Origin of the sequence: Streptomyces sp. NPDC052107 (genome assembly GCF_040680215.1) — a bacterium.
Lineage (GTDB): Bacteria > Actinomycetota > Actinomycetes > Streptomycetales > Streptomycetaceae > Streptomyces.
In genome coordinates this window covers 163825-188111 of record NZ_JBFAWG010000006.1, presented here as the reverse complement: position 1 = coordinate 188111, position 24287 = coordinate 163825, and the positions used below count along the sequence as shown (strand labels likewise).

General features: G+C 71.7%; 24 protein-coding genes and 3 pseudogenes. 9 read left to right on the top strand and 18 right to left on the bottom strand.

What is annotated here, in order from left to right; genetic code table 11:
* Window positions 1-246: 246 nt before the first annotated feature.
* Together AB0M27_RS09080 and AB0M27_RS09075 are read left to right on the top strand one after the other, a co-directional pair.
* Window positions 247-2238: a glycosyltransferase family 2 protein gene (locus tag AB0M27_RS09080; RefSeq protein ID WP_365719503.1), complete on the top strand. Its 1992-nt coding sequence runs from the start codon at window positions 247-249 to the stop codon at window positions 2236-2238.
* Window positions 2235-4169 (top strand): kelch motif-containing protein, encoded by a 1935-nt coding sequence (locus AB0M27_RS09075; RefSeq protein ID WP_365719501.1) that lies wholly within the window; start codon window positions 2235-2237, stop codon window positions 4167-4169. Before AB0M27_RS09080 ends, AB0M27_RS09075 begins: the two co-directional genes overlap by 4 nt.
* A gap of 100 nt (window positions 4170-4269) precedes the next feature.
* Here the strand turns inward: AB0M27_RS09075 and AB0M27_RS09070 are convergent, their stop codons facing one another.
* The 12 genes and pseudogenes from AB0M27_RS09070 to AB0M27_RS09015 form a co-directional block, all read right to left on the bottom strand.
* Window positions 4270-5283: a glycoside hydrolase family 6 protein gene (locus AB0M27_RS09070; protein WP_365719499.1), complete on the bottom strand. Its 1014-nt coding sequence runs from the start codon at window positions 5281-5283 to the stop codon at window positions 4270-4272.
* A gap of 122 nt (window positions 5284-5405) precedes the next feature.
* Complete coding sequence (locus tag AB0M27_RS09065; RefSeq protein ID WP_365719497.1) at window positions 5406-6077, bottom strand: class F sortase; 672 nt, start codon at window positions 6075-6077, stop codon at window positions 5406-5408.
* 9 nt (window positions 6078-6086) lie between these two features.
* The gene (locus AB0M27_RS09060; protein ID WP_365719495.1) at window positions 6087-6653 is read right to left on the bottom strand and encodes a hypothetical protein; all 567 of its coding nucleotides are present in this window, start codon (window positions 6651-6653) and stop codon (window positions 6087-6089) included.
* A gap of 148 nt (window positions 6654-6801) precedes the next feature.
* Window positions 6802-7581: an HAD-IIA family hydrolase gene (locus tag AB0M27_RS09055; RefSeq protein WP_365719493.1), complete on the bottom strand. Its 780-nt coding sequence runs from the start codon at window positions 7579-7581 to the stop codon at window positions 6802-6804.
* Between the two features lie 78 nt (window positions 7582-7659).
* Window positions 7660-7815, bottom strand: coding sequence for a hypothetical protein (locus tag AB0M27_RS09050; protein WP_365719694.1), 156 nt, complete (start codon window positions 7813-7815; stop codon window positions 7660-7662).
* Window positions 7816-7912: 97 nt separating this feature from the next.
* Window positions 7913-8110: pseudogene (locus AB0M27_RS09045) on the bottom strand (2-aminoethylphosphonate ABC transporter substrate-binding protein); the annotation flags it as partial.
* A gap of 1 nt (window position 8111) precedes the next feature.
* A pseudogene (locus AB0M27_RS09040) lies at window positions 8112-8462 on the bottom strand (ABC transporter permease); the annotation flags it as partial.
* A gap of 134 nt (window positions 8463-8596) precedes the next feature.
* Window positions 8597-9295, bottom strand: coding sequence for a phosphonatase-like hydrolase (locus AB0M27_RS09035; RefSeq protein WP_365719688.1), 699 nt, complete (start codon window positions 9293-9295; stop codon window positions 8597-8599).
* A 5-nt stretch (window positions 9296-9300) separates the two neighbouring features.
* Entirely contained in the window at window positions 9301-10425 is a 1125-nt protein-coding gene (locus AB0M27_RS09030) for a TIGR03364 family FAD-dependent oxidoreductase (RefSeq protein WP_365719491.1), read from the bottom strand.
* Between the two features lie 132 nt (window positions 10426-10557).
* Window positions 10558-11313, bottom strand: a complete 756-nt coding sequence (locus AB0M27_RS09025; protein ID WP_365719489.1) for a GntR family transcriptional regulator — start codon at window positions 11311-11313, stop codon at window positions 10558-10560.
* Between the two features lie 335 nt (window positions 11314-11648).
* Window positions 11649-12560 carry a hypothetical protein gene (locus AB0M27_RS09020; protein ID WP_365719487.1) on the bottom strand — a complete coding sequence of 304 codons (912 nt, stop codon included), beginning with the start codon at window positions 12558-12560 and terminating at the stop codon, window positions 11649-11651.
* A 141-nt stretch (window positions 12561-12701) separates the two neighbouring features.
* Window positions 12702-13067: a hypothetical protein gene (locus tag AB0M27_RS09015; RefSeq protein ID WP_365719485.1), complete on the bottom strand. Its 366-nt coding sequence runs from the start codon at window positions 13065-13067 to the stop codon at window positions 12702-12704.
* A gap of 137 nt (window positions 13068-13204) precedes the next feature.
* Here AB0M27_RS09015 and AB0M27_RS09010 point away from each other — a divergent pair, with 137 nt between their 5' ends.
* The gene (locus AB0M27_RS09010) at window positions 13205-13615 is read left to right on the top strand and encodes a VOC family protein (RefSeq protein WP_365719483.1); all 411 of its coding nucleotides are present in this window, start codon (window positions 13205-13207) and stop codon (window positions 13613-13615) included.
* Between the two features lie 255 nt (window positions 13616-13870).
* On the opposite strand, the gene AB0M27_RS09005 is transcribed toward AB0M27_RS09010, so the two are convergent.
* Window positions 13871-15028, bottom strand: coding sequence for an ROK family transcriptional regulator (locus tag AB0M27_RS09005; RefSeq protein WP_365719481.1), 1158 nt, complete (start codon window positions 15026-15028; stop codon window positions 13871-13873).
* A 146-nt stretch (window positions 15029-15174) separates the two neighbouring features.
* On the opposite strand from AB0M27_RS09005, the gene AB0M27_RS09000 reads away from it, so the two are divergent.
* The 3 genes from AB0M27_RS09000 to AB0M27_RS08990 all read left to right on the top strand — a co-directional run bounded on the left by AB0M27_RS09000 (window position 15175) and on the right by AB0M27_RS08990 (window position 17725).
* The gene (locus AB0M27_RS09000) at window positions 15175-16254 is read left to right on the top strand and encodes a Gfo/Idh/MocA family oxidoreductase (protein ID WP_365719686.1); all 1080 of its coding nucleotides are present in this window, start codon (window positions 15175-15177) and stop codon (window positions 16252-16254) included.
* Complete coding sequence (locus tag AB0M27_RS08995) at window positions 16254-16766, top strand: heme-degrading domain-containing protein (protein ID WP_365719479.1); 513 nt, start codon at window positions 16254-16256, stop codon at window positions 16764-16766. The genes AB0M27_RS09000 and AB0M27_RS08995 overlap by 1 nt, the downstream gene beginning before the upstream one ends.
* Window positions 16767-16852: 86 nt before the next feature.
* Window positions 16853-17725 (top strand): LLM class F420-dependent oxidoreductase, encoded by an 873-nt coding sequence (locus AB0M27_RS08990; RefSeq protein WP_365719477.1) that lies wholly within the window; start codon window positions 16853-16855, stop codon window positions 17723-17725.
* Window positions 17726-17826: 101 nt separating this feature from the next.
* Here AB0M27_RS08990 and AB0M27_RS08985 read toward each other — a convergent pair whose 3' ends face one another.
* The 3 genes from AB0M27_RS08985 to AB0M27_RS08975 form a co-directional block, all read right to left on the bottom strand.
* The gene (locus AB0M27_RS08985; protein ID WP_365719475.1) at window positions 17827-18684 is read right to left on the bottom strand and encodes a fumarylacetoacetate hydrolase family protein; all 858 of its coding nucleotides are present in this window, start codon (window positions 18682-18684) and stop codon (window positions 17827-17829) included.
* 129 nt (window positions 18685-18813) lie between these two features.
* Window positions 18814-19539 carry a YidC/Oxa1 family membrane protein insertase gene (locus AB0M27_RS08980; RefSeq protein ID WP_365719473.1) on the bottom strand — a complete coding sequence of 242 codons (726 nt, stop codon included), beginning with the start codon at window positions 19537-19539 and terminating at the stop codon, window positions 18814-18816.
* A gap of 96 nt (window positions 19540-19635) precedes the next feature.
* Window positions 19636-19980 carry a DUF6412 domain-containing protein gene (locus AB0M27_RS08975; RefSeq protein WP_365719472.1) on the bottom strand — a complete coding sequence of 115 codons (345 nt, stop codon included), beginning with the start codon at window positions 19978-19980 and terminating at the stop codon, window positions 19636-19638.
* 58 nt (window positions 19981-20038) lie between these two features.
* Here AB0M27_RS08975 and AB0M27_RS08970 point away from each other — a divergent pair, with 58 nt between their 5' ends.
* On the top strand, window positions 20039-20875 hold the full coding sequence (locus AB0M27_RS08970; protein ID WP_365719470.1) for a serine hydrolase domain-containing protein: 837 nt from the start codon (window positions 20039-20041) through the stop codon (window positions 20873-20875).
* Window positions 20876-20899: 24 nt separating this feature from the next.
* Here AB0M27_RS08970 and AB0M27_RS08965 read toward each other — a convergent pair whose 3' ends face one another.
* Window positions 20900-21427: a helix-turn-helix domain-containing protein gene (locus AB0M27_RS08965; protein WP_365719468.1), complete on the bottom strand. Its 528-nt coding sequence runs from the start codon at window positions 21425-21427 to the stop codon at window positions 20900-20902.
* 155 nt (window positions 21428-21582) lie between these two features.
* On the opposite strand from AB0M27_RS08965, the gene AB0M27_RS08960 reads away from it, so the two are divergent.
* Window positions 21583-22980, top strand: coding sequence for an MFS transporter (locus AB0M27_RS08960; RefSeq protein WP_365719466.1), 1398 nt, complete (start codon window positions 21583-21585; stop codon window positions 22978-22980).
* Between the two features lie 7 nt (window positions 22981-22987).
* On the opposite strand, the gene AB0M27_RS08955 is transcribed toward AB0M27_RS08960, so the two are convergent.
* Complete coding sequence (locus AB0M27_RS08955) at window positions 22988-23803, bottom strand: class E sortase (RefSeq protein ID WP_365719464.1); 816 nt, start codon at window positions 23801-23803, stop codon at window positions 22988-22990.
* Window positions 23804-23925: 122 nt separating this feature from the next.
* Here AB0M27_RS08955 and AB0M27_RS08950 point away from each other — a divergent pair.
* Window positions 23926-24237, top strand: a pseudogene (locus tag AB0M27_RS08950) (beta-1,6-galactanase); the annotation flags it as partial.
* Window positions 24238-24287: the final 50 nt, after the last annotated feature.

Sequence of the window (24287 nt, the reverse complement as noted above, 5' to 3'; positions counted from 1 at the left end):
CTTGCGATCATGCGGAGCGCCGTAGAACCCTGGATGTCCAAGCTGCCGTCGTTTGGCGGGAGTTGGGGGGAAGCAAACGGTTGCCGGACGGCGGGGAGGGGGCCCCGCTCATGAACCGATGCCGAGCGGGGCATCAATGCAACCGGAAGGTCGCCGTCCCGTGTCTATGAGGTGGGGAAGACGTGGGGACTGCGAGCCACCACAGCGATCGAACACGCGGTGACCTGCGTGTGGGGGGAATGATTCATGACGTCGACGCCGTCGGGCGCCGGACAGAGCCACGTTCACGACGACCCGTCACAGACCACACAGCTCAGGGTGATCGGGCATCGGACGGGCCAGTTCCGCCGGATCAGGAAGAGCCTGCCGAGATACGACTACGAGCACTACAGCCGGCTCGCGGGCCCCCTCACCCAGCCCGACCCGACGAAGCCGTACCAGGTGCAGTACCGGTCGCTCCTCTCGCAGGAGCCGCACCGCATCCGTGCCGCGCTCATGCTGGGCGCGGCCCCCGTGCTCTCCCTGGTCCTGCTGTTCTGGCTGCTGCAGCCCGAGCACTGGACCGAACGCGACTATCCCGCCTACGACTTCCTGCCGGCGCTCGACGTCGTCATGCTCGTCTCGATCGGCCTGATCGAGTTCTTCCGCTGCATGAACGTGCTGTCCAACGCGCACGCCACCCTCGTCGCCCGCGACCCGGTCCCGGTGGTCCCCGAGACAGGCACTTCAGTCGCCTTCCTCACCACCTATGTGCCCGGCAAGGAGCCGCTGGAGATGGTGACGAAGACCCTGGAGGCGGCGGTGAAGCTGCGTCACCGGGGCCTGCTGCACGTGTGGCTGCTGGACGAGGGCGACGACCCTGAGGTCAGGGAGGTCTGCTCCCGGCTCGGCGTGCACCACTTCACCCGCAAGGGCGTCGAGCGGTGGAACCAGCCCAAGGGCCCGCACCGCGCCAGGACCAAGCACGGCAACTACAACGCCTGGCTGGAGGCGCACGGCGGCGACTACGACTTCTTCGCCTCGGTCGACACCGACCACGTGCCGCTGCCCAACTACCTGGAGCGGATGCTCGGTTACTTCCGCGACCCGGACGTCGGCTTCGTCATCGGCCCGCAGGTGTACGGCAACTACGACACCTTCGTCACCAAGGCCGCCGAGTCCCAGCAGTTCCTCTTCCACGCCCTGATCCAGCGCGCCGGCAACCGCTACGGCGCCCCGATGTTCGTCGGCACGTCCAATGCCGTGCGCGTCAGCGCCATCAAGCAGATCGGCGGCCTGTACGACTCCATCACCGAGGACATGGCGACCGGCTTCGAGATGCACCGCGCCAAGAACCCGGCGACGGGGAGGAAGTGGAGGTCCGTCTACACCCCGGACGTGCTCGCGGTCGGCGAGGGCCCGAACGCCTGGACGGACTTCTTCACCCAGCAGCTGCGTTGGTCACGGGGCACGTACGAGACGATCCTCAAGCAGTACTGGAAGGGCTTCTTCACACTGCCGCCCGGCAAGCTCTTCAACTACACGATGATGATCATCTTCTACCCGATGTCCGCCCTCAACTGGATCCTCGCGGCGCTGAGTTGCGCCCTGTTCCTGGGCCTGGGCGCCTCGGGCGTGAACATCGACCCGACCGTGTGGCTGATGCTGTACGGCAACGCCTCCGCCCTCCAGATCGGCCTGTACATCTGGAACCGGCGGCACAACGTCTCCCCGCACGAGCCGGAGGGCTCCGGCGGTGTCGCGGGCATGGTGATGTCCGCCCTGTCCGCACCGATCTACGCGCGCTCCCTCATGGACGCCGTACTGCGCCGCAAGAGCAAGTTCGTGGTCACGCCCAAGGGTGAATCGGCAAGCCCCGACACGCTGTTCGGGACGTTCCGGGTCCACTGGTTCTTCATCCTGGTCTTCGCCGGCTCGCTCACCGCCGGCTTCACGTTCGGGCACGCGCACCCAGCGATGATCACCTGGGCGTGCTTCGCCCTGCTGATCACCGCCTCGCCGATCCTCGCCTGGCAGTACACGCTGCGGCAGGAGCGGAAGAGGCCGAAGCCGGCGGCGGCCACGGCGGCCGCCGAACCGCAGGACGCGGTGCCCGCGGCGTACGCGGCCCATCCGCCCCTCAAGCGGCCCACCTGGGCGGCCGACGAGCAGCGCGGGGGCCCGGGCGCGGACCGGACCGGGGAGAACGAGCAGACCATGCAGATCGCCCTTGGCGGACTTGGGGGACGTAAGGAATGAAGGACCAGGCCGGCCGCCGTCGCGCCCGCAGACTCGCGATCGGTACGGCGGTGGTACTCGCGCTGGCCGGGATGAACGGGCCGTGGCTCTACCGCTTCGGCACCGCGCAGTACCACCACTACAAGATCAACAGACCTGAGTACAAGGCCGAGAACGGCCACTGGGACATCATCGAGTTCCCGCCGGAGTACCGCCAGGACACCATCCACGCGGCGCTCCTGCACACCGGCAAGGTGCTGCTCGTCGCCGGCTCGGGCAACAACCAGGACAACTTCGACAAGAAGAAGTTCGACACCCGGATCTGGGACCCGGTCAAGGGCACGATCAAGAAGATCCCCACGCCCAACGACCTGTTCTGCACCGGCCACACCCAGCTGGCCAACGGCAACCTGCTGATCGCGGGCGGCACCAAGCAGTACGAGAAGCTCAAGGGTGACGTCAAGAAGGCCGGCGGCGTCATGATTCTCTACAACGAGAACCCGGACAAGCCGATCACCCTGCCCGCGGGCACCAAGTTCACCGGCAAGCAGAACGGCAAGACGTTCGTCTCCCAGGACCCGGTGCTGGTCCCGCGCGCCACGAAGGTCTTCGACAAGAGCGGCAAGTGGCTGCGGAACAACCCCGGTTACGGCCGTGTCTACGTCGAGGCGCAAGCGGAGGGCAGCCAGTACGAGACCGGCACCCAGGACAACTACCTGATCCAGGGCCTGACCGGCGCCGAGGCGCGCAACACCTACGGCATCGCGCAGAAACTCGCCCTCGACAAGAAGGACTTCGAGGGGATCAAGGACGCCTACGAGTTCGATCCGGTCGCCGAGCGGTACATCAAGGTCGACCCGATGAACGAGGCCCGCTGGTACCCGACGCTCACCACCCTGTCGGACGGCAAGATCCTCAGTGTGTCCGGCCTCGACGACATCGGTCAGCTGGTGCCGGGCAAGAACGAGGTCTTCGACCCCAAGACCAGGAAGTGGACGTACACCAAGACCGTCCGGCAGTTCCCGACCTATCCCGCGCTGTTCCTGATGCAGAACGGGAAGATCTTCTACTCGGGTTCGAACGCGGGCTACGGACCCGACAACGTCGGCCGCGACCCCGGCATCTGGGACGTCGACACCAACAAGTTCACCAAGCTGCCCGGACTGAGCGACGCGAACATGATGGAGACGTCCGGGACGGTGCTGCTGCCCCCGGCGCAGAACGAGAAGTTCATGGTGATCGGGGGTGGTGGCGTCGGTGAGTCGAAGCTGTCCAGCAAGAGGACCCGGCTGATCGGCCTGAAGGCCAGGAACACCAAGTTCGTGGACGGTCCCGAACTGGAGAAGGGCACCCGGTATCCGCAGTCCTCAGTACTGCCCGACGACACGGTGCTGGTCTCCGGTGGCTCGGAGGACTACCGGGGGCGCGGCGACTCCAACATCCTGCAGGCGCGGCTGTACCACCCCGACAGCAACAGCTTCACCCGGGTCGCCGATCCGCTGGTGGGCCGGAACTACCACTCCGGGTCGATCCTGTTGCCGGACGGGCGGGTGATGTTCTTCGGGTCCGACTCGCTGTACGGCGACAAGGCCAACACCAGGCCGGGGAGGTTCGAGCAGCGGATCGAGATCTACACGCCGCCGTATCTGTACCGGGACTCGCGGCCGACGGTCAGTGGAGGCCCGCAGACGATTGCCCGCGGCGCTTCGGGGACGTTCACGTCGGATCACGCGGCCAGCATCAAGAAGGTGCGGTTGATTCGGCCGAGTGCGTCCACGCATGTGACGGATGTGGATCAGCGGTCGATCGCACTGGACTTCAAGACGGCTGGGAACAAGATCACGGTGACTGTGCCGGGGAATCGGAATCTGGTGCAGTCCGGGTGGTACATGTTGTTCGTGGACGATGATCAGGGGACGCCTTCGAAGGCGCAGTGGGTGCGGGTGCCGTAGCGCCAAAGGGGGGAACCACACGAGTTCGGTGGCTGCGGGCTCGTCGTGGCCTGCCGCGCTCACGCGGCGGGGCCGTATATTCAATGCGGCCCCGCGCCCCTCACGGTTGGCTGTTCCTGGCGAGTTCGAGAGCGTAGGTGGCCCACCAATCCCCCGCCTTCGGTCCCCCCTTGCACGTGCCGTCCGACTCCCCCGGCCGCTTGACCCACAGGTAGGCGTCCACCAGGGGGTCGGCCGTCTTCGTCGTCGGGGTTTCTCCCAGGGCCCGGCCCGGCGGGTTGCACCAGCGCTGGGCCGGGTCGCCGCCGGTGTAAGGGCCGTTGCCGTTGCGGCTGGTGTCGATGACGAAGTGCTTGTTGCCCAGCTTCGCCGAGAGCTGCTTGCCGTAGGCGATGGAGTCCTGTGTGGAGTAGAAGTTGGAGACGTTGACGGAGAAGCCGTCGGCCTGGTCGATGCCGGCCTGCTGGAGGGGCTGGAAGATCTGGTCGGGGTGGCCCCAGCCGACGTTGCCCGCGTCCAGGTAGACCTTGGTGTTCTTCAGGGACTTGAGCTTGGCGATCGCGCCCTTGAGGAGGTCGTAGCGCTCCTCGTGGAACTGGGCCGGGGTGCAGCCGTCCGCGAGGTGGAGTACGGCGTCCGGTTCCAGGATCACGATGGCGGAGCGGTCCTCGATGCCCCGGGCCACGCCGTCGATCCAGGCTCGGTAGGCGTTGCCGTCGGCGGCGCCGCCCTGGGAGTACTGGCCGCAGTCGCGGTGCGGGATGTCGTAGAGGACGAGCAGGGCCGTGCGGTCGGACCTCTCGGCGGCCTCGGTGAAGCCGCGCGCCTCCTTCTCCGGGTTCTCCGGGCCGATCCACTCCCCCATCGGCTGCTCGGCGATCCTGCGGATCCGCGCGGCCTCGGTCTTCTTGCCGGACTTCTCGTAGGCGGCGACCTGACGGGCCGCGGTGCCGTCCGGATTGACCCAGAACGGGTCGGCGGCCTTGGGCTGTTGGGTGATCCCGGCCCCCGGATCGCCGTTCTTGTCCCCGCCGTCGTCGGAGCATCCGGCGAGCAGCAGTGCCGCCCCCAGCACCACCGCCGCCGACGCACGGGCCCCCCTGCTGTCGTACATGCGATTCCCCCCTGGTCCCCCCTGGGCGCACCGGTCCGGGTGCCAATCCTGGCATATCCGGCCGGTCCCTCACGAGGTCGCGAGGTCGCGTGGCGGGGCGCACGGGGCGGGGCGTACGAGGGTCAGTGGGCGGTTCCGGTGAGGTACGCGGAGACCACGACGTTGGCCGTGTAGCTGTGGAGGGTGCGGTCGAAGGGGCCGCCGCAGGTGATCAGGCGGAGTTCGGCGCGACCGGGCCGGTGGGGGCCGTAGGCCTGCCGGGCGTCGAAGCCGGTGCGGGGCAGGACGCGGACGTCGTCGATGACGAACCGGGCGACCTCGCCGTCCGAGCGGACCACCCGGACCGTCTCGCCGGGCTTGAGGGTGCTGAGCTTGTAGAAGACCGCGGGCCGGGTCTCGGTGTCGACGTGCCCGACCAGGAGCGCCGCGCCCTTGGCGCCGGGTGTGGTGCCGGCGCCGTACCAGCCGACCACGCCCGGCTGGTCGAAGGGGGGCGGGTCGACGGCGCCCCGGGCGTCGAGGCCCCGGCTCACCACTGGTGCCTGGACGCCCAGTTGGGGGATGTCGACGCGCTGGGGCACGGCGTCCGCCCCGAGCGGCTTGGCCGGGCCGGGCAGCCGGGCGGCCTGGGCGGGTGCGAGACCGAACAGGTTGCCCGTGGCGGGGCCGTCCGTGGTGTGCGGTACGCCGGTCAGCCCGCGCCCCCACAGCCACAGCCCGAACAGCAGCACCGCCCAGGTCAGGCAGGCGATGAGCCGCTCGGTGCCGGTGGTGCGCTCGCGGTCGACGGACATGGGCCGCGCTCAGCGGGTGCCGCGGCCGCGGCGGGCCCGGAGCCCGACGGCGACCGCCGCGATCCCCGCGAGGGCCAGGCCGGTCACCGTCTGGGCGGTGTCGGGGCCGGAGTCGGTGGTGGCCACCGTGGCGAAGTGGGCGGTGCCGCCGCCGCCGGCGGGGACCGGGGCGACGGGCGAGGCGGGCCCGCCGGGCCAGCGGCCGGGATCCAGGTACGGCCCGGTTGCCTGGCCTGGCGCCGTTCCCCCGCCGACCACCGTGATCCTCCCGTTGATCACGTAGTCGGCGCAGGTGATCCTGACGTCGTAGGCGCCCGCCCTGAGGGCGGAGCGGACGCGGGTCTCGCCGGACAGGGTGCCGTCGCTGCCGGTCAGCCGGGCGTCGGCGACGAACGCGTCCGAGACGGCGGTGCCCTGCGGCCCGGAGCAGCCGCGGACCCGCACGGACACGTCGGCGCCGGGTCCGGGGGCGGCGGGCGTCACGGAGACCGCGCCTCCGTCGGCCGCGTGGGCCGCCGGGGCGACCGCGGCGACGGCCAGGATTCCTGTACAGAGAGTGAGACGTAGTGAGCCCATCGTGAACCTCCAGTTACCAGGAGGCTCCCCCGCCCCGGGCGCCTCCGCATCCTCGGGAGGCGCCCGGTTGCTCCAAACGGGTGGATGGACGTTTGAAAGCCCCAGGTCAGACCCGATGGGGCTGGGGCGGACCCGGTCCGGGCCAGGTTCAGACGAGGTCGACCAGGTCCGCGATGGAGTCGGCGACCTGCGAGGGGCGGAAGGGGTAGCGGTCGACGTCGTCGGGCTGGGTGACGCCGGACAGCACCAGGAAGGTGCGCATTCCGGCCTCCAGGCCCGCGAGGACGTCGGTGTCCATGCGGTCGCCGATCATCGCGGAGGTCTCGGAGTGGGCGCCGATGGCGTTGAGCCCGGCCCGCATCATCAGCGGGTTGGGCTTGCCCACGAAGTACGGCTTCTTGCCGGTCGCGGCGGTGATCAGGGCGGCGACCGAGCCGGTGGCGGGCAGGTCGCCCTCGGCGGAGGGGCCGACGTTGTCCGGGTTGGTGGCGATGAACCGGGCGCCGCCGTTGATCAGCCGCACGGCCTTGGTCAGGGCCTCGAAGGAGTAGGTGCGGGTCTCGCCGAGGATCACGAAGTCGGGGTCGTGGTCGGTGAGGATGTAGCCGATGTCGTGCAGCGCCGTGGTCAGACCGGCCTCGCCGATGACGTAGGCGCTGCCGCCGGGCCGCTGGTCGTTCAGGAACTGGGCGGTGGCCAGCGCCGAGGTCCAGATGTTCTCCACCGGCACCTCCAGGCCCATGCGGTTCAGCCGGGCGTGCAGGTCACGGGCGGTGTAGATGGAGTTGTTGGTGAGCACCAGGAAGGGCCGCCCGGACTCGCGCAGCTTCTTGAGGAAGGCATCGGCGCCGGGGATCGGAACGCCCTCGTGGATCAGGACACCGTCCATGTCGGTGAGCCATGACTCGATCGGCTTGCGGTCTGCCATGTTGTGCGTCTCCTGGCGTGCGTACGGTCAAGAAAGCGGGGGCGCCGGAACCACGGCGTACCGACGCCCCAAGCCTAATCAGACCTGCGTGATCCGTACCCCGTCGATCACCCAGTACCAGTTGTTGCCCGCGGTGCAGCGGAAACGGCGCTCACCGGGGTGCCGCCGCCGTACGGCGGGACGGGTTGGGCGCGGAGTCCCCCGGAGGAGAGGGTGGACGTGCGGGGGAGACATGCCACCGCCCCTGGTGGTGCCAGGGGCGGTGCGACGAGACGCGGTGCTTGGTAACCGGCGGGGCGGACCCCTATGAACCGCCGGCCCCCCGGAGGGCTCAGCTTCCGGTGGCCGACTTCCAGTCCTCGACGTACGAGGTGAGGTTCTTGTCGATGTCGTTCCAGTCCTGCTCGAAGGTCTCCACGCCGTCCATGAGCTTGGTGAGGGCGACGGCGTTGGCGTCGGTGGCCTTGACGTCCTGGCGGGCGGCGAACCCGCCGCCGATCCCGCTGACCTCCCGCTGCTGCTTCTGCGCGAATCGGCGGCTGGGAGAAGGCGACCATCACCGACAGTCCGACCACGATCGACGGCACGGCGACCGGCAGCACGAACAGGGCGTCCATGAGCCGTCGGTACCGCTTCTGCGCGGCGGCGGCCAGCGCGGCCCAGGTCCCGACGGTCAGCGCGAGCAGGCTCGCCGCGGTGGCGGTGAGCAGGCTGGTGGTGAGCGCCTGGAGGGCCTCGCCGCGGGTGGCGGCACGGTAGTCGGCGGTGGTCAGTCCCGAGGGCAGCACGCCGGACCAGTGGGTGGCGAAGGAGGCGCCGAGGACGACGAGCAGGGGAAGCACGAACACCGGCACGAACAGGACGAGGAACACCGCCCACACGGCCCACCTGGCCGTGCGGCTACGTAGATGAACAGCAGCGCCAGCGTGATCAGGAAGGACGGGAAGGACAGGTACACGGGTTGTCGACGTTGCCGTCGTAGGCGACGGTGACGGAGTCGAAGCGGATGCCCATCTCAGCGGTCTCCCAGCAGCAGCTCGGGAAGGTCGGCGACGGAGTCGAGGACGTGTGTGGCGCCGGCCGCGCGGAACGCCTCGTCGCCGTGGGCGCCGGAGCGCACCCCGGCGACCAGCCCGGCCCCGGCGCGCACCCCGCTGAGCACGTCGTAGGAGGTGTCCCCGACGACGGCGACCTGCGTCACGTCCTCGGCGGCCTTGGTGCGGACGAAGGCCTCCAGGACCATGTCCGGGTACGGCCGCCCGCGCCCGCCGGCGTCGGCCGGGCACAGGGTGAGCGGGACGAGGTCCCGCCAGCCGAGGGCGTCGAGGATGGCGTCCTGGGTGACCCGGGCGAAGCCGGTGGTCAAGGCGACGGTACGGCCGCTGTCCGCCAGCTCCCGGATGGCCTCCTCGGCCCCCGGCACCGGGGCGATCAGACCGCCCTCGACGAGCTCCCCGTACGCCTTCTCGAAGGCCGTGTTGGCGCGCTGGGCGCGGTCCTCGGCGCCGAACAGGTGCCGGAAGACGGAGATCTTGGACTCGCCCATGGTGGCGCGGACGTAGGCGAGGTGCTCGGCGTGCTCGGCAGAGCCGGGTTCCACGCCGAGCTCGGTGGCGGCCGCCTCGAAGGCGCGCTCGACCAGTCCGCCGTCGGCGACGGTCGTGCCGGCCATGTCGAGGACGACGAGACGGACGGTCTCCAGGGTGTTGGTCATGGTGCTCACCAGCCCAGTTCGTTCGCGGTGGTCTCGGCTATCGCGGGGGCGCAGGTCATGCCGCGCCCGCCGGGCCCGGTGACCAGCCACACCCCCTCGCGCACCTGCTGGCGGTGCACCACCCGGCCGGTGTCGGTGCACTGCGCGTACACGCCCGCCCAGCGGCGGCGGATGCGCGGCAGCGGCCGGCCGAGGAGGGACTCGACGACGCCGGTGAGGTGCTCGTAGGGCTCCTCGACGGTGTCGAAGGCGAAGGGGTGCTCGTACTCGTGGGTGTCGCCGATGGTCAGTCCGCCGTCGGCGCGCTGGACCATGAGCAGCTGCATCTTGTGCGTGGCGGCGGTCTCCGGCTGCGGCTGCCGGGCGTTGAGCTCGTCCAGCGCGGGGGAGACGTAGGCCGGGTAGTAGCGGAAGCTGTCGGCGTCGGCGACGGAGGTGGGCAGCGGCTCGCCCAGCGGGTCGGTCTGCATCATCTGGAGGCGGACCCGGCGCACCGGAAGGTCCGGTCCGGCGAGTTCGCGGACCAGTCCGCCGAGCCAGGCGCCGGTGCACAGGACCACCGTGTCGGCCCGGTGCACGTCCCCGTGGTCGTCCCGGACGGTGCCGGCGCCGACGACCTCGCGCACCTCCCGGCCCGGCAGGAAGGTGTAGTTCGGGGATTTCAACAGCTCGGCGCGGAGGGCGAGTTGGGCGGTCCTCGGCTCGACCGCCGCGTCCCGCTCGCAGTACAGGGCGGCGGTGAGGTCGCCGCGCAGGGCGGGGTTGAGGGCGCGGGCCTCGCTCGGGATGAGGAGCTTGTAACCGCGGGCGGCGGCGTCCGGGCGGGCCACGGCGGCCTCGGCGACGGCGAGCTCCAGGGGGCCGCGGACGGGGGTCAGGGACCCGTTCGCCCGGAAGCCCAGCGCCGGCACCCGTGCGCCGATCCCTTCCCACAGCTCCCGCGCCCGCAGCGCGGTCTCCAGCTCTTCTCCTGCGGCGCGGCCACTGACCCAGATCTGCCCGAAGTTGCGCAGCGAGGCGCCGCGCGCCTCGGCCTCGCGCTCGATCTGGACGACCTGGTGGCCACGCTGCACCGCATGCCAGGCGTGCATGGTGCCCACCACGCCTGCTCCGACGACTGTCACTTTCACGACGGCAACGCTCCTGGGGATCGGGGAACCGGAGACATCCGGCTGACAACGAGAGCGTGAACGACCCATCACATTTGGGCTAGACCCGTTATCCTTCCGTGACATTACAATGGCCGCCCATGAGTGGATTTTTCAGCCTTTGAGATGCGCCGTGAAGGAGAAGCGGTCCCCCCGGTACAGCGACCGCACCCGCTCCAGGGGCCGGCCCTCCGTGTCCCGGGAGACCCGGTGGATCAGCAGCATGGGCAGGGCGGGCGGGGTGCCGATGAGCAGGGCTTCGCGGGGCGTGGCCAGCACGGTCTCGATGCGCTCGTCGGCGTCGCCGAAGGAGATGCCCTGGCTGGTGAGATAGCCGTAGAAGGAGGAGTCGGGGTCGAAGTCGGCGTCCAGCCGGGGCACCCGCTCGACGGCCACGTACGTGCTCTCCAGGCCGACCCGCTCCTCGTCGGCGAGCAGCACGCGCTCCAGGTGCCACACGGGTTCGCCCCGAGTGAGCCCGGTCTCGGCGGCGAGGGCGTCCGGACAGGGGAAACGGTCCAGGCCGACGAGCGTACGACCGGGCGTACGGCCCTGCCGGCGCACGCCCTCGGTGTAGCTCGCCAGGGACAGCGGCTGGGCGAGCTTGGCCCCGGCGACGACGGTCCCCCGCCCCTTCCGCCTCAGCCGCCCTTCCAGCACCAGCTCCCGTACGGCCTGCCGCACGGTCTCCCGGGCGACGTCGTACCGCTCGGCTAGATCCCGCTCGGTGGGGATCACGCTGTCCTCCCCCAGCTCCTCCAGCAATGCGGCGATCCGCGCCTTGACCGCGTAGTACTTGGGGATACGCCCGTGCTCGGGGATGCCGGAGCGGACGGGGGCGCCGGGGGCCTGGTCGTTCGGGTAGTCCACGCAGGGATCGTCGCAGACGGCGGGGATCACCGCAGACGGCAGGGGTGCCTGTCGTACGGTTCAGCGGCGGTCATGGGCGGCAGGGGTTGGGAACTGCTCGCGGTGGAGCGCGCATGGGTGGTTCAGGGCCTCCCCGTCGCCTCTGGCCGCGCTCACCTGGCCAGGTCGTGAGGGACTCTGCTCTTCCGGATCGGACCATGGGCAGGATCCGCGTCGCTGCCCGGATGCGAAAGCGGATGACCAGTGCGCCCAAGACCGTTCGGGGCGTGCCGGTGGACGGACTCACTCCCGCTCACCGCCAAGGAACGGTGCGGTGTCTGTCGTACGACTCCGGGTCAGCGGCGTCTGCGGGCCAGCAGCAGTGCGCCGCCGCTGACTCCGACGAGTGCGGCGGTGGCCGCGAGCAGTCCGTGGGCGAGGCCGGGGCCGGTGCGCGCCAGTTCACCGGCCCGCTCCCCGGCCTCCTCCGCCCCAACGGGGAACGGCAGGTTCGGCTCGGGCTCGGGCTCGGGCTCGGGGGTGGCAGTGCCGGTGCCGGTGCTGGGTGTGGGCCGGGGGTTGCCGGACTGGCGGGGTGCCACGCCGCCGTCCTGCGTGGCGTCCGGAGCAGGCGACGCGTACTCCCCGATCCCGAACCGGTAGGCGTTGGACTCCCCGACCCAGTCCCCGTCGTCGCCCCGACGCTGGACGACGGCGGCGTTGGCGGTGACCTGGTCGGACGCGGTGTCGGAGGGGAACACGAGCCTGACCTTCACGCTGACGGTCCTGCCGGGCGGTACGGCGAACCCGTCGAACCCGGCGGCGTCGAGCACGCCGACCAGTTCCTCCTCGTCGGTGCTCTCGAACGTCACCGGCCGGGCCGTGGGGCCGTCGTAGAACTCCAGCTTGGGCTGGTCCGGCTTCAGCTCGCGCTTGTCGTCGGTGAGGACGATCACCGGGTGGACGCCGGTGCAGGTCCGGCGGGTGGTGTTGGTGAGGTCGATGTACCAGGTGCCGTATCCGCCGCCCGCCTCGTAGGAGGGCGGGCCACCGCGGATCCGGGCGGCCAGCGGGAAGGCCCGGGGATCGCCGTCGACGCAGGCGGAGGGCGGGTCGGCGAGGGCGGCGGCCGGACGCGGCCGGGCGGGGTGCGGGGCCGCGAGGGCAGCGGCCGGTGCCGCGGGGCCGATCAGCCAGGCGGAGGCGGACGCGGCGGCTGCGGCGAGGCAGAGGGACAGGGACAGAGGTGTACACAGTCGCATAAACACATAACCATCCCGGCTGGGTCGGCACACCTGCGACCGCCATTCCGGTACGGGCCGCGAAGTCCGCTCGATCGGCGGGTGGGCGGCCGGTGACGGGGTCCGCTCAGCGGAGATCGGACGGTTGACGGATCTCGATCAGCGGCGTCAGCCGGTGATGGTGACGTCCACCGTGACCACCGTGTCCGGATCGGAGCCGCAGGCCAGGTGGAGGGCCACGCCCGGTCGCGCGTCCCGCACGATCGCGGTGATCCCGGCCAGAGTGCCGTTCGCCGTCGGCTGGAGGTCGACGATGCCGATGGGGCTGCGCTCCGTCGTGCCATTGCCGACCAGCTCTCCTTCGGCGCGGCCACCCTCGCTGGGATCACTGCGTCCCGCGAGCGTGAGGGAGACGACCTGCCCGGGCTTCACCTTCGCGACGGTGCCGACCGGTGAGGCGGCGGCCGTTCCGGCCAGGACGGCCACGAGACCGGCGCCGACGAGGATCGGGGTGGTGATGCGAGGGCAGCGCATACTCACTCCCCACTGCACCGAGCGGTGCGTTCAGTGAGACAACAGTGTCCGTGTGATTCGGTTGATGCGCTTGAGTCCGGTGTGAACACTTGGACAGGCCTGCGCACCCTGCCCGACAGCGCTGAGGAGCATGCAGCATGCAGATCGCGACGTCACAGAAGATCACCACGTTCCTGATGTTCGAGGGCAACGCCGAGGACGCGATGACCTTCTACATCTCGCTCTTCGACGACGCCGAGGTCGTCAACATCACTCGCTACGGGGGCGACGGTCCCGGCAAGGAGGGGAGCGTGCAGCACGCCACGTTCTCGCTCGCCGGTCAGCAGTTCATGTGCATCGACAGCCCCGCGCACCACGACTTCACGTTCACGCCCGCGGTCTCACTCTTCGTGCAGTGCGAGAACGAGGCCGAGATCGACCGCCTCCACGCCGCCCTCACCGAGCGGGGCACGGAACTCATGCCCCTGGGCAACTACGGCTTCAGCGCCAAGTTCGCCTGGGTCAACGACCGCTTCGGCGTCTCCTGGCAGCTGAACCTCCCGGAGTGAGCCACGCCGCGGCCTGGGCGGCGCCGCCGCCCACCCAGCGCCTGAGCGGCGCCCACCCACCGAGTTGCCTGAGACCGCGCGCGACTGCGGGCCGTCCGCGGCCGCTCGCGCAGTTCCCCGCGCCCCTTCAGGGCGCTGCGGCACCCGCCGGCTTGATGGCGCCGCCGGCACCGCAAGCGCGGGCAAGCGAAACCAACCCCCGGCCGACTGCGGGCGAGGCACCCAGCAAGCGCCCTCACCGCCACAGCGCACCCGTCACGCATCCCCCCGCCCGAACACCGGAGCCAACAGCAGCTGCGCGGCCCCCTCGGCCACCACCCGCTCCCCCCGCGGAGCGACCCGCACCGGCACGGAACCCCCACGCACCCCCTCCCGCCGGGCCCGGGCGTCGAGCACCTCCCCGACTCCCCGGACGAAACCCTCCGGCGCCCCCGCGATCGTCCGCCCCCCGAGCAGCACCGCATCGATGTCCAGCAGCCCGACCAGATTCGCCGCCGCCACCCCCAGCACACGTGCCGCCTCCCCGGCCTCCCCGCGCTCCACCGCCGCCAGGCACAGCGCCTCCACGCACCCCCGGTTCCCGCACTCGCACATCGGCCCGTCCAGCTGAATCACCTGGTGCCCGAACTCGCCCGCCCCGGTCCGCGCCCCCCGATGCACGCGCCCACCGATCACCAGCCCGGCTCCGAGCCCCGTACCGAGATGCAGATACGCGAAGGATCCGACCTCGCCGCCCTCGCCGTACTCGCCGCCCTCAACCCCGACCGACAGCCCGAGCGCCGCCGCATTCGTGTCCTTGTCCACCACCACCGGCACCCCCAACCGCTCCCCGAGCGCGTCCCGCAGCGGGAACCCGTCCCACTCGGGAAACCCGGTCACCCGGTGCAGCACCCCCCGTGCATGATCGAGCGGCCCCGGAAGCGCCACCCCCACCCCGAGCAGCGACCCCACCTCAGCAGGCACCTCCATGCCCGGAAACGCACCCAGCCCCTCCCGCACCACCCCCTCCACCGCATCCCCGACCACCGCGAGCACCGCCTCCGCCCCGGCCCCCAGATCCAGCTCGGCCCGCCGTTCCCCCACCACGGCCCCGTCGAGATCGACCAGCACCACCCGCAGTTCGTCCCGGTCGAGATGGACCCCCACCGCGTGTCCCGCCTCCGGCACCAGCCGCAGCACGGTCCGCGGCTTGCCGCCCGTCGACGCCCGCCGCCCGGCCTCCGCCGCGAACCCCTCCTCCCGCAGCCGTGCGGTGATCTTGCTGACAGCCTGCGGGGTCAGCCCGGTCCGCTCGGCGAGTTCGAGCCGGCTGATCCCCTCCGCCCCGGCGTCCCGCAGCAGCCCCAGCACCAGCGCGGTGTTGTGCGACCGCACCGCGACGAGGTTCGCTCCCGCCGACGCGCCGCCGGCCATCCGCGCCCCGGTCCCCGAGCCCGCGGTCCCCGATCCCCTGGTCCCCGACCCCGTCCGCGTCCCCGTGCTCGTCCTGTTCACGCCACCCATTGTCCTCTCCACTTGCACTTTGGCAACAGCGTTGCGAAAGTGGGTCCATGGGATCCATGACAGGACGCACGACCGCCACCCCCCTCCGCGTCGGCCTGATCGGCTACGGCCTCGCCGGCTCCGTCTTCCACGCCCCGCTGATCGCCGCCGCCGAGGGCCTGGCCCTGGACACCGTGGTCACCTCCAATCCGGAGCGGCAGCAGCAGGCCCGCGCCGAGTTCCCGGACGTGACGCTCGCCGCCGGCGCCGAAGCGCTGTTCGACCGCGCGGACGAGCTGGACCTGGTCGTCATCGCCTCCCCGAACAAGACGCACGTCCCGCTCGCCTCCGCCGCCCTGAAGGCGGGCCTGCCGGTCGTCGTCGACAAGCCGGTCGCCGGCACCGCGGCAGAGGCCCGCGACCTCGCCGCCCTCGCCGAGGAGCGCGGCCTGCTCCTGTCGGTCTTCCAGAACCGCCGCTGGGACAACGACTTCCTGACCCTCCGCGAGCTGATCTCCCAGGACGACCTGGGTGACGTCTGGCGCTTCGAGTCCCGCTTCGAGCGCTGGCGCCCCCAGCCCAAGGGCGGCTGGCGCGAGTCCGGCGATCCGGCAGAGATCGGAGGTCTGCTCTACGACCTCGGCAGCCATGTCGTCGACCAGGCCCTGGTCCTCTTCGGCCCGGTCACCGAGGTGTACGCCGAGACGGACATCCGCCGCCCCGGCGCCGAGACCGACGACGACACCTTCATCGCGCTCACGCACGCGAACGGCGTCCGCTCCCACCTCTACGTCTCCGCGACGACCGCCCAGCTCGGCCCCCGCTTCCGGGTGCTCGGCTCTCGCGCGGGCTATGTGAAGTACGGCCTCGACCCGCAGGAGGCGGCCCTGCGCGAGGGCCTGCGCCCCGGCCCGCAGTGGGGCGCGGAGCCGGAGTCCCTGTACGGCCGTATCGGCGCCGGAGAGTCCCCGCTGACCGGCGGCGGCACCCCCGTACCGACCCTCCCCGGCGACTACCCCGCCTACTACGCGGCCGTCGCCCGCGCCCTGACGGGCGCCGGCCCCAACCCGGTGACCGCCCTGGAGGCGGCCGCCGCCCTCGACGTACTGGAAGCGGCCCGCAGGTCGGCCACGGACAAGGTGACGGTGACCCTCTGATGCCACACCAGCAGCACCATCCTCAGATCACGCCCAGGACCAACCCCGAACTCACCCCGTCCGTCGAGGAGCTGGAGGCGCAGGAACGCCGCCTGGTCTTCCGGCAGTTCACGTACGACGACGCCTGGGCACTCGGCTCGCTGCTGGTCGAACTGGCCCGGGAGCGCCAGGCCCCGGTCGCCATCGACATCCACCGCGCCGGCCAGCAGCTCTTCCACGCGGCGCTGCCGGGCTCCACCCCCGACAACGACGCCTGGATCGCCCGCAAGCGCCGGGTCGTCGAGCGCTACGGTGCCTCCTCCTACCTGGTCGGCGCCCGCTTCCGCGCCAAGGGCACGACGTTCGAGGACTCCTCCCGCCTCGACCCCGGCACCCACGCGGCCCACGGCGGCTCGTTCCCGGTCACCGTCGAGAACGTGGGCGTCATCGGCGCGGTGACGGTCTCCGGCCTGCCCCAGCTCCAGGACCACCGGTTCGTCGTAGAGGCGTTGGAGCAGTTCCTGAAGGTGTGACACTCGCGGGGATTACGTGACGGATCCCTCCGGTTGGGAATGGCTGCAGACGTGATGATCACGGCCCCACCTGGAGGGACAGCCCCATGAGCACCGTGAGCACCTTGAAGGACAGGATCGGCCGGTACGGCATCTGGAGCGTCGGCCTGCGCGCGGAGGATCCCTCCCGGCGCGGTGAACTGACGGAAGCGGCGGCCGAGTTGGAGGAACTCGGCTACGGCGCCGCCTGGCTCGGCGGCAGCAGCGCCGCCCGGCACGCCGTACCCCTTCTGGAGGGGACCGACCGCCTCGTCGTCGGCACCAGCATCCAGAGCATCTGGCAGTACGACGCCGAGACGAGCGCGGCGGCCTTCGCCGAGGTGGACGCGGCCCACCCCGGCCGTTTCGTGCTCGGCCTCGGCGTGAGCCACGCCAAGCTCGCCGACCAGTACCGCCGGCCGTACTCGGCCCTGGTCTCCTATCTGGACGCCCTGGACAAGGCCGGGGTGCCCGCGGACCGCCGGGTGCTGGCCGCCCTTGGCCCGAAGACCCTGGAGCTGTCCCGCGACCGGGCGGCGGGCGCGGTGCCGTACCTGGTCACGCCCGAGCACACCGCGCAGGCCCGCGAGATCCTCGGCGCCGGCCCGCTGCTGGCCCCGGAGCTGAAGGTGGTCCTGGAGACCGGCCCGTCCCGCGCCCGCTCCCTCGCCCGCGACACCCTGGCGATGTACCTCGCCCTGCCGAACTACACCAACAACTTCCTGCGGCACGGCTTCACCGAGGACGACCTGGCCGACGGCGGCAGCGACCGCCTGGTCGACGCGGTCTTCGCCTGGGGCGACGACAGCCGCATCCGGGAGCGGGTCAACGCCTTCCACGAGGCGGGCGCGGACCACGTGGCTCTCCAGGTGGTGGCAGGCGGCGACAGGGACACCCTCCCGAGGGAGGAATGGCGCCGCCTCGCTTCTCTGCTGGGGTGAGCTCGGGCGCCCCACAGGGGCGCGGGGAACTGCGCGACCAGCCACCGGCCATCCGCAGCCGGCGACGCAACGCAGTTCCCCGGCGCTCCCCGGCGGAGCGTCTACGCGTCCTTGAGCTCCTGCCGCTGCCGACCGAGTCCAGGAACCTCCAGCTCGACCACGTCCCCGGCCCGCAGATACGGCTTCGGCTCGGGCTGCCCCATGGCCACCCCCGCCGGTGTCCCGGTGTTGATGACGTCCCCGGGGTACAGCGTCATGAACTGGCTGACGTACCGCACGACCTCGCCCACGGGAAAGATCTGCTGGGCCGTCGTACCGTCCTGCTTCAGCTGCCCGTTGACCCACAGCTTCAGCGACAGGTTCTGCGGGTCGGCGACCTCGTCGGCCGTCACCAGCCACGGCCCCAGCGGGTTGAACGTCTCGCAGTTCTTGCCCTTGTCCCAGGTGCCGCCGCGCTCGATCTGGAACTCCCGCTCGGACACGTCGTGTGCCACCGCGTACCCGGCGACATGCGCAAGCCCCTCCTCGGCCGACGACAGGTAGCGGGCCGTACGCCCGATGACGACCGCCAGCTCCACCTCCCAGTCGGTCTTGGCCGATCCCCTCGGGACGAGCACGGTGTCGTTCGGCCCGACCACCGTGTCCGGCGCCTTGAAGAAGACCACCGGCTCGGCGGGCGGTTCGGCGCCGGTCTCGCGGGCGTGGTCGTGGTAGTTGAGCCCGATGCACACGATCTTGCCGATGCGGCCGAGCGGCGGCCCGATCCGCAGTCCCGTCGCGTCCAGCGCGGGCAGCTCGCCGGACTCGGCCGCCGCCCGTACCCGGTCGAGCGCGGCCTCGTCGGCGAGGAGCGCGCCGTCGATGTCGTCCACGAGGCCCGACAGGTCGCGGAGGGTCCCCTCGGCGTCGAGCAGCGCGGGCCGCTCGGCCCCTGCCGTACCGACTCGCAGCAGCTTCATGGTCACAATCTCCCTCGATCGCGGACGCCCGGACCGATGTGTGCAGCCATCGGAGGACTGGTCGATCCTCCAATCGAGCCGTCCACTCCGCAAGACCCTGTTCACCTACTGGACCGTAACCGCCCCCTGCTACCGGTACAGCGCGGCTCGCTCCACCGCGGTCCAGGCAGTGCTGGTGACGACGTACAGCGCGGCGGCGAGCGGTACGACGGCCACGGTGACGAGCGTGAAGAAGGACATGAACGGCATGACCTTGTTGACCGCGCCGAGCCCCGGCACCTGCTCGCCGTCCCCGGCGCCCACCGCGACCGGGTTGGCGGCCATCATCCGCTTGGTGCGCCGGTAGTTGAAGGCGGCGACGGCCGCGACGATCACGAAGAGCCCGAGATAGACCAGCCCGGCCGGGCCGAACAGCCCGCCGCCGGCGAGGGCGTCGGCCCAGCGCCCGCCCAGCGGCGCCGCGAACAGCCGGTGGCCGAGCAGCCCGTTGCTGTCGCCGCCGATCGTGGAGCTGGAGAAGAGGTGGTAGAGCAGGAAGAAGGCGGGCAGCTGGAGCAGGCTGGGCAGGCACCCGGACAGCGGTGACACCTTTTCCTCGGCGTGCAGTTCGAGCACCGCCTGCTGCAGCCGCTTCGGGTCCTTGGCGTGCTTCTCGCGCAGCTCGGCGATGCGCGGCTGCAGTGCGGTGCGGGCGCGCTGGCCGCGGGCGGCGGCGCGGGACAGCGGATGGACGAGGAGTCGTACGAGCGCGGTGAACAGGACGATCGCGGCGGCGGCCGCGGAAGCGTGGAAGAGCGGCTGGAGCAGGTCGGCGAGCTGCTCGACCAGGCGGGCGAAGAGGGAGAAGACGGACATGCGTGAGCCCTCCGGGGGTCTCGTCGTGCCGGAACGGAGTGAATCGACGGCATGACGACCCGCGCGGGGTCACGCAGACAGTAGGAGTGACGTGCCCTACGCGGCGGTCGCCGGAAGGGCGTACCCGGGTGCCCTCGGCCGGCGCCGGCCGGGCGCGTCGGGATCGCGCTGTGGCAGGAAGGCCGTACGCCGGGCCCGGTCGCGGATCGCCGTACGGACCCGGGTGGGCGGGACGACGGGCGCGGAGCGTGCGGCGATCAGCGAGCAGGCGGCGAACGCGGCCCCGGCCGCCGTGGTCGCGGCGAGCGCCACGGTCGCGGAGAGATTGCCGGCGTCGAGCAGCACGACCGGCAGCAGCACAAGCAGCAACAGCGAGGCGAGCGCACGCGACCGCGTCAGACTGCGGACCACTCGGCTCCCCCTCCCCACGGCCTCAACCATCCATGCCTGTTTGCCCTTTATACAGGTAGACCTGACCAGATACCTGAAGGACCCCCGCATGCCCCGCACTCCCACCTGCGTCCTGACCGACACGTCACCCGCACAGGTCGACGACGGTCACGCCGTGGACCGGTTCGTCGAGATCGGCTCCTTCACCAAGGTGCTCACCGGTACGGCGCTCATGCGCATGGCCGCCGCGGGCCTGCTCGACGCCGACGAGCCCGTCGAGCGCCGGCTCCCCGCCGCCCCGCGCACCGGCATCACGCTGCGGCACCTGGCCGAGCACACGTCCGGGCTGCCGCGTCTCCCGCCCGGCACCGGGCGCCGCGATCCGTACGCCGCGTTCGACGCTGACGCCCTGCGCCGGCTGCTCGGGCGGCTGGACGGGGTCGTGGTCCGGCCGCCGGGACAGCGGGAGGAGTACTCCAACCTCGGGTACGCCGTCCTGGGCGCGGCACTGGTGGGCGCGGCCGGTGCGCCGTACGAGGAACTGCTCGCCGAGCACGTCCTGCGGCCGCTGGACGTCCATGGGGTGAGCGCACGTCCCGAGCCGGGCCGGCGACTGCTGGCTCCCGGGTTCCTCGGCAGGGGCCGCAGGCCCTGGACCATGGACGGGGCGATCCTTCCGGCGGGCGGCCTGTGGGCGACCCCGCGTGCGGTCGCCGAGCTGCTCGTCCGGCTGGTGATCGAGCGCCGGCTGGGAGATCCCGCTCCCTCCTGGCAGACGGCCGGCCCCCTGCTCTGGCACAACGGCGCGACCCGCCACGCCTCGGTCTTCGCCGGCGCCATGGCGGACGGCCGGTGGGTGGTCGTCCACCGGTTGGGGGGCAGGCCGGAGGCGACCGACCAGGCCGGCATCGACCTCCTCAGGGACGCCGGCCCGGGCTCCTCCTGACCGGCGAGCGACGCCCCCCGGGGGTCAGGCGGGTTCCGTCTGAAGCGGCTCCAGCAACCGCTTCGGCTTCAGCAGCGCCCGGCTGACCGGGTCCGCCGGGTCGGGGTCGAGGCCCGGGCCGGGCTCCATGACCACGTCCTCGACCGGTACGACGACCCCGCAGGCGCGGCATTCGCCGTACGGCCCGAGGTCCGTGCCGCAGTCCGCGTGCCGGAAGTACCGCAGCAGTGTCCCGGTGAAGTGCTCGCGGCCCCACAGGCCGAGGGCGCGCAGGGTGGGCCACAGGGCGATGCCGCGCTCGGTGAGGACGTACTCGTCCCGCGGCGGCGACTGCTGGTACCGGCGTTTTTCGAGGATGCCCTCGGCGGTCAGGGTCTGCAGGCGGGCGGCCAGGACGGCGCGCGGGATGCCGAGGTGGACCAGGAAGTCGTTGTAGCGCCGCACGCCGTAGAGCGCGTCCCGGACGACGAGAAGCGTCCAGCGCTCGCCGACGATCTCGAGCGCGCGGGCGATCGAGCACTCCTGTGTCGCGTAGTCCTTGCCCAGTGCCATGCCGTCCACTGTAGCCACTTTCCGACAGGTTGGTTCGGTGACCGAACCCACGGTGTTACGGTGGTGGAGTCAGGTCAGTTCAATGAACGAACTGACAGTTGGTTCGCCGAGTGATCCACACGTCACCGCAGGCCCCGGAAGGACAGGACCACGCCATGACCGGGCTCGACTCCGCCACCACCCCCGCCGCCACCGCCGTACGCGGCCCGAGCGCCCGCGACGCCCCCGCACGCCCCCGGGCCACCCTCGCCCTGACCAGCGCGGCCACCGCCGTGGCGCTGATGACGTACACGGCCCCGATGGTCACGCTCCCGGGCACGGCGGCCGCCCTGCACACCCCGCTCTCCGGCCAGGCCTGGCTGCTGAACGGCACCCCGCTGGGCCTCGCCGCCCTGCTGCTGGTGGCCGGCAGCCTCGCCGACGACTACGGCCGCCGCCGCATCTTCCTCGGCGGCACCCTGGCCCTCGGCATCACCACCGCACTCGGCGCCTTCACCACCTCGACCTGGCAGTTCACCCTGGCCCGTATCGCCCAGGGCGCGGCGAGCGCGGCGATCCTGGCGAGCAGCCTCGGCCTGCTGGTGACCGCCTTCCCCTCACCGCGCGGCCGGCTGCACGCGACCGGCGTGTGGGGCGCCTTCGTCAGCGGCGGCATCGCGGTGGGCCCGCTGGTCGCGGGCGCGCTGCCGACCTGGCGGGTGGCGTACGGCGTCCTGGGCGCCGCCGCCGTCGTCGTGGCCGCGCTGGGCACCCGCACGCTGGCCGAGTCCCGCGCCCCGCGCGGCGGCCGCCCCGACGTCCTCGGCGCCCTGACCTTCGGCCTGGCCCTGGTCGCCCTGGTGGCGGCCCTGACCCTGGGCCGCGACGGCTGGCTCCGCGCACCGGTGGGACTGCTGCTGGCCGCCGCCGTGCTCCTCATCGCGCTCTTCGCCGCCGTGGAACACCGGACCGGCACGCCGATGATCGACCTCGGCCTGCTGCGCCACGCCCGCTTCCTGGCCTCGGCCGCCGGCGGCCTGTTCACGGGCCTCGCGGTGATCGGCATGTTCAGCTTCCTGCCGGCCCTGCTCCAGCAGACCCTCCGCCTGTCCCCGATGGGCACGGCCTGGCTGCTCCTGCTCTGGTCCGGCCTGAGCTTCGCGGTGGCCCTCCAGGTCAAGCACCTGGCCGGCCGTATCGCCCCGCGCGCCCAGCTGACCATCGGCTTCGCCCTGCACACGGTCGCCGTCCTGACCATGCTCGGCGCCCTGGCCTCCGGCTCCTGGACCCGCCTGCTCCCCGGCCTGATCATCAGCGGTGTCGGCAGCGGCCTGCTCAACGGCGCCCTGCCGTTGCTGGCCGTCGAATCGGTCCCCCGCGAACGCGCCGCGATGGGCTCCGGCGCCCAGCAGACCTTCCGCTACATCGGCTCCTGCGCCGGCGTGGCCCTGACCATCGCCCTCGCCACCTCGTCCGGAAACCTGTCCCACGGCGCGAACACCGCCCTGCTGGTGTCGGCGGTGCTGGCGGCGGTCGGGGCGGTGAGTGTGATGGTGCTGCGGGAGCGGGCGTAGCGGCGCGCTAGCGGGGCCGCATGGATACCAGCTTGCCCCACACCACCATCCGGTAGCGCGAGGTGAACTCGGGGGTGCAGGTGGTCAGGGTGATGTAGTAACCGGGTGAGTCGTAGCCGTAGGACGGCCGGACGAGGGAGCGCGGGACGGGCCGGACGACCCCCGAGTCCGTCGCGGAGGTCTGCGGCAGGATCTGGTCGACGTCGTACGTGTACGTCGCCGTCCGCGTCTCCACCTCGATGTCGTCCCCGCGCCGCAGCCGGGGCAGGTACCGGAAGGGCTCGCCGTGCGTGTTCCGGTGCCCGGCGAGCGCGAAGTTGCCCGCCTGCCCCGGCTGCCCGGTCCCCCGGTAATGGCCGACGTACCCCTTGTTGAGGACGTCGGCCTTGCTCACACCCTCGGCGACGGGAACGCGCAGCCCGAGCCGGGGGATGGTGAGGACGGCGTACGCCTGGGACCGCCCAGGGAGGCTGACGGGCGTGTACGACCGCCGCGGCGCACGGGACTCGGAGGGGTCCGGGGTCGATGCGGGGGCGGCGGTCGGACCGGAGCCGGTGGGCGAGCCGGAACCGGCAGGCGCCGGGTCCGCGTCACCGGCGCCGAGACCCCCATGGCCCCACTCCCGCTCCAGCGCCTCCACCTGCCGCTCGGCGCCGCGCCGGGCCTCCCGGTTGGTCCACCACAGCTGGTGCACGACCAGCAGCATGAGCAGCACACCGACGGTGACGAGCGCCTCGGCCCCACCCCACAGCACGCGCCGCCGCCGGGCACGCCGCCGCCGATCGCTGTGCCGTACGACCCGCACACCCGACCATGCCGGCATCCGCACCCACCTCCCCGGGCCCCACGGGAGCCGCCCGCAGGGTAGGCGCAACGGGCACAACTGGCCATAGTCGCAAGCGAATCGAGTTCTCAGGGATGAACCCTCGAGGCCCCACCGGTCCCCGCCCCGGAACGACGATCCTGGACACGGGAGCGAGCTACGCGGCGGCGGCCCTGGACAGGCAGGCGAAACGCCTGGTGATAGTCGCGGCGAACACGTCGTCGGCGGCGACGACCCTGACCTTCGACCTGTCCCGCTTCTCCTCGGTGACCGGCGGCCCGGGAGGCCTGGTCCCCCGCTGGAACACGGTGACGACGGGCGGATCGGACCTCTACACCCCGCACTCGGACACATACCTGTCGGGTAAATCCGTGTCCGTCCCCTTCGCGCCGAAGTCGATCCAGACGCTTCAGCTGGACGGGGTGACGGTGTAGGAGAGATCTGGCAGGAGCCTGACCAGTCCTTACCCCGCCCTGTCACCCCT

What these genes read in the sequence shown, in the direction of transcription:
- AB0M27_RS09080 (WP_365719503.1), top strand. Translation starts at nt 247, where the DNA reads ATGACGTCGACGCCGTCGGGCGCCGGACAGAGCCACGTTCACGACGAC.
- AB0M27_RS09075 (WP_365719501.1), top strand. Translation starts at nt 2,235, where the DNA reads ATGAAGGACCAGGCCGGCCGCCGTCGCGCCCGCAGACTCGCGATCGGT.
- AB0M27_RS09070 (WP_365719499.1), bottom strand. Translation starts at nt 5,283, where the DNA reads ATGTACGACAGCAGGGGGGCCCGTGCGTCGGCGGCGGTGGTGCTGGGG.
- AB0M27_RS09065 (WP_365719497.1), bottom strand. Translation starts at nt 6,077, where the DNA reads ATGTCCGTCGACCGCGAGCGCACCACCGGCACCGAGCGGCTCATCGCC.
- AB0M27_RS09060 (WP_365719495.1), bottom strand. Translation starts at nt 6,653, where the DNA reads ATGGGCTCACTACGTCTCACTCTCTGTACAGGAATCCTGGCCGTCGCC.
- AB0M27_RS09055 (WP_365719493.1), bottom strand. Translation starts at nt 7,581, where the DNA reads ATGGCAGACCGCAAGCCGATCGAGTCATGGCTCACCGACATGGACGGT.
- AB0M27_RS09050 (WP_365719694.1), bottom strand. Translation starts at nt 7,815, where the DNA reads ATGTCTCCCCCGCACGTCCACCCTCTCCTCCGGGGGACTCCGCGCCCA.
- AB0M27_RS09035 (WP_365719688.1), bottom strand. Translation starts at nt 9,295, where the DNA reads ATGACCAACACCCTGGAGACCGTCCGTCTCGTCGTCCTCGACATGGCC.
- AB0M27_RS09015 (WP_365719485.1), bottom strand. Translation starts at nt 13,067, where the DNA reads ATGCGCTGCCCTCGCATCACCACCCCGATCCTCGTCGGCGCCGGTCTC.
- AB0M27_RS09010 (WP_365719483.1), top strand. Translation starts at nt 13,205, where the DNA reads ATGCAGATCGCGACGTCACAGAAGATCACCACGTTCCTGATGTTCGAG.
- AB0M27_RS09005 (WP_365719481.1), bottom strand. Translation starts at nt 15,028, where the DNA reads ATGGCCGGCGGCGCGTCGGCGGGAGCGAACCTCGTCGCGGTGCGGTCG.
- AB0M27_RS09000 (WP_365719686.1), top strand. Translation starts at nt 15,175, where the DNA reads ATGACAGGACGCACGACCGCCACCCCCCTCCGCGTCGGCCTGATCGGC.
- AB0M27_RS08995 (WP_365719479.1), top strand. Translation starts at nt 16,254, where the DNA reads ATGCCACACCAGCAGCACCATCCTCAGATCACGCCCAGGACCAACCCC.
- AB0M27_RS08990 (WP_365719477.1), top strand. Translation starts at nt 16,853, where the DNA reads ATGAGCACCGTGAGCACCTTGAAGGACAGGATCGGCCGGTACGGCATC.
- AB0M27_RS08985 (WP_365719475.1), bottom strand. Translation starts at nt 18,684, where the DNA reads ATGAAGCTGCTGCGAGTCGGTACGGCAGGGGCCGAGCGGCCCGCGCTG.
- AB0M27_RS08980 (WP_365719473.1), bottom strand. Translation starts at nt 19,539, where the DNA reads ATGTCCGTCTTCTCCCTCTTCGCCCGCCTGGTCGAGCAGCTCGCCGAC.
- AB0M27_RS08975 (WP_365719472.1), bottom strand. Translation starts at nt 19,980, where the DNA reads ATGGTTGAGGCCGTGGGGAGGGGGAGCCGAGTGGTCCGCAGTCTGACG.
- AB0M27_RS08970 (WP_365719470.1), top strand. Translation starts at nt 20,039, where the DNA reads ATGCCCCGCACTCCCACCTGCGTCCTGACCGACACGTCACCCGCACAG.
- AB0M27_RS08965 (WP_365719468.1), bottom strand. Translation starts at nt 21,427, where the DNA reads ATGGCACTGGGCAAGGACTACGCGACACAGGAGTGCTCGATCGCCCGC.
- AB0M27_RS08960 (WP_365719466.1), top strand. Translation starts at nt 21,583, where the DNA reads ATGACCGGGCTCGACTCCGCCACCACCCCCGCCGCCACCGCCGTACGC.
- AB0M27_RS08955 (WP_365719464.1), bottom strand. Translation starts at nt 23,803, where the DNA reads ATGCCGGCATGGTCGGGTGTGCGGGTCGTACGGCACAGCGATCGGCGG.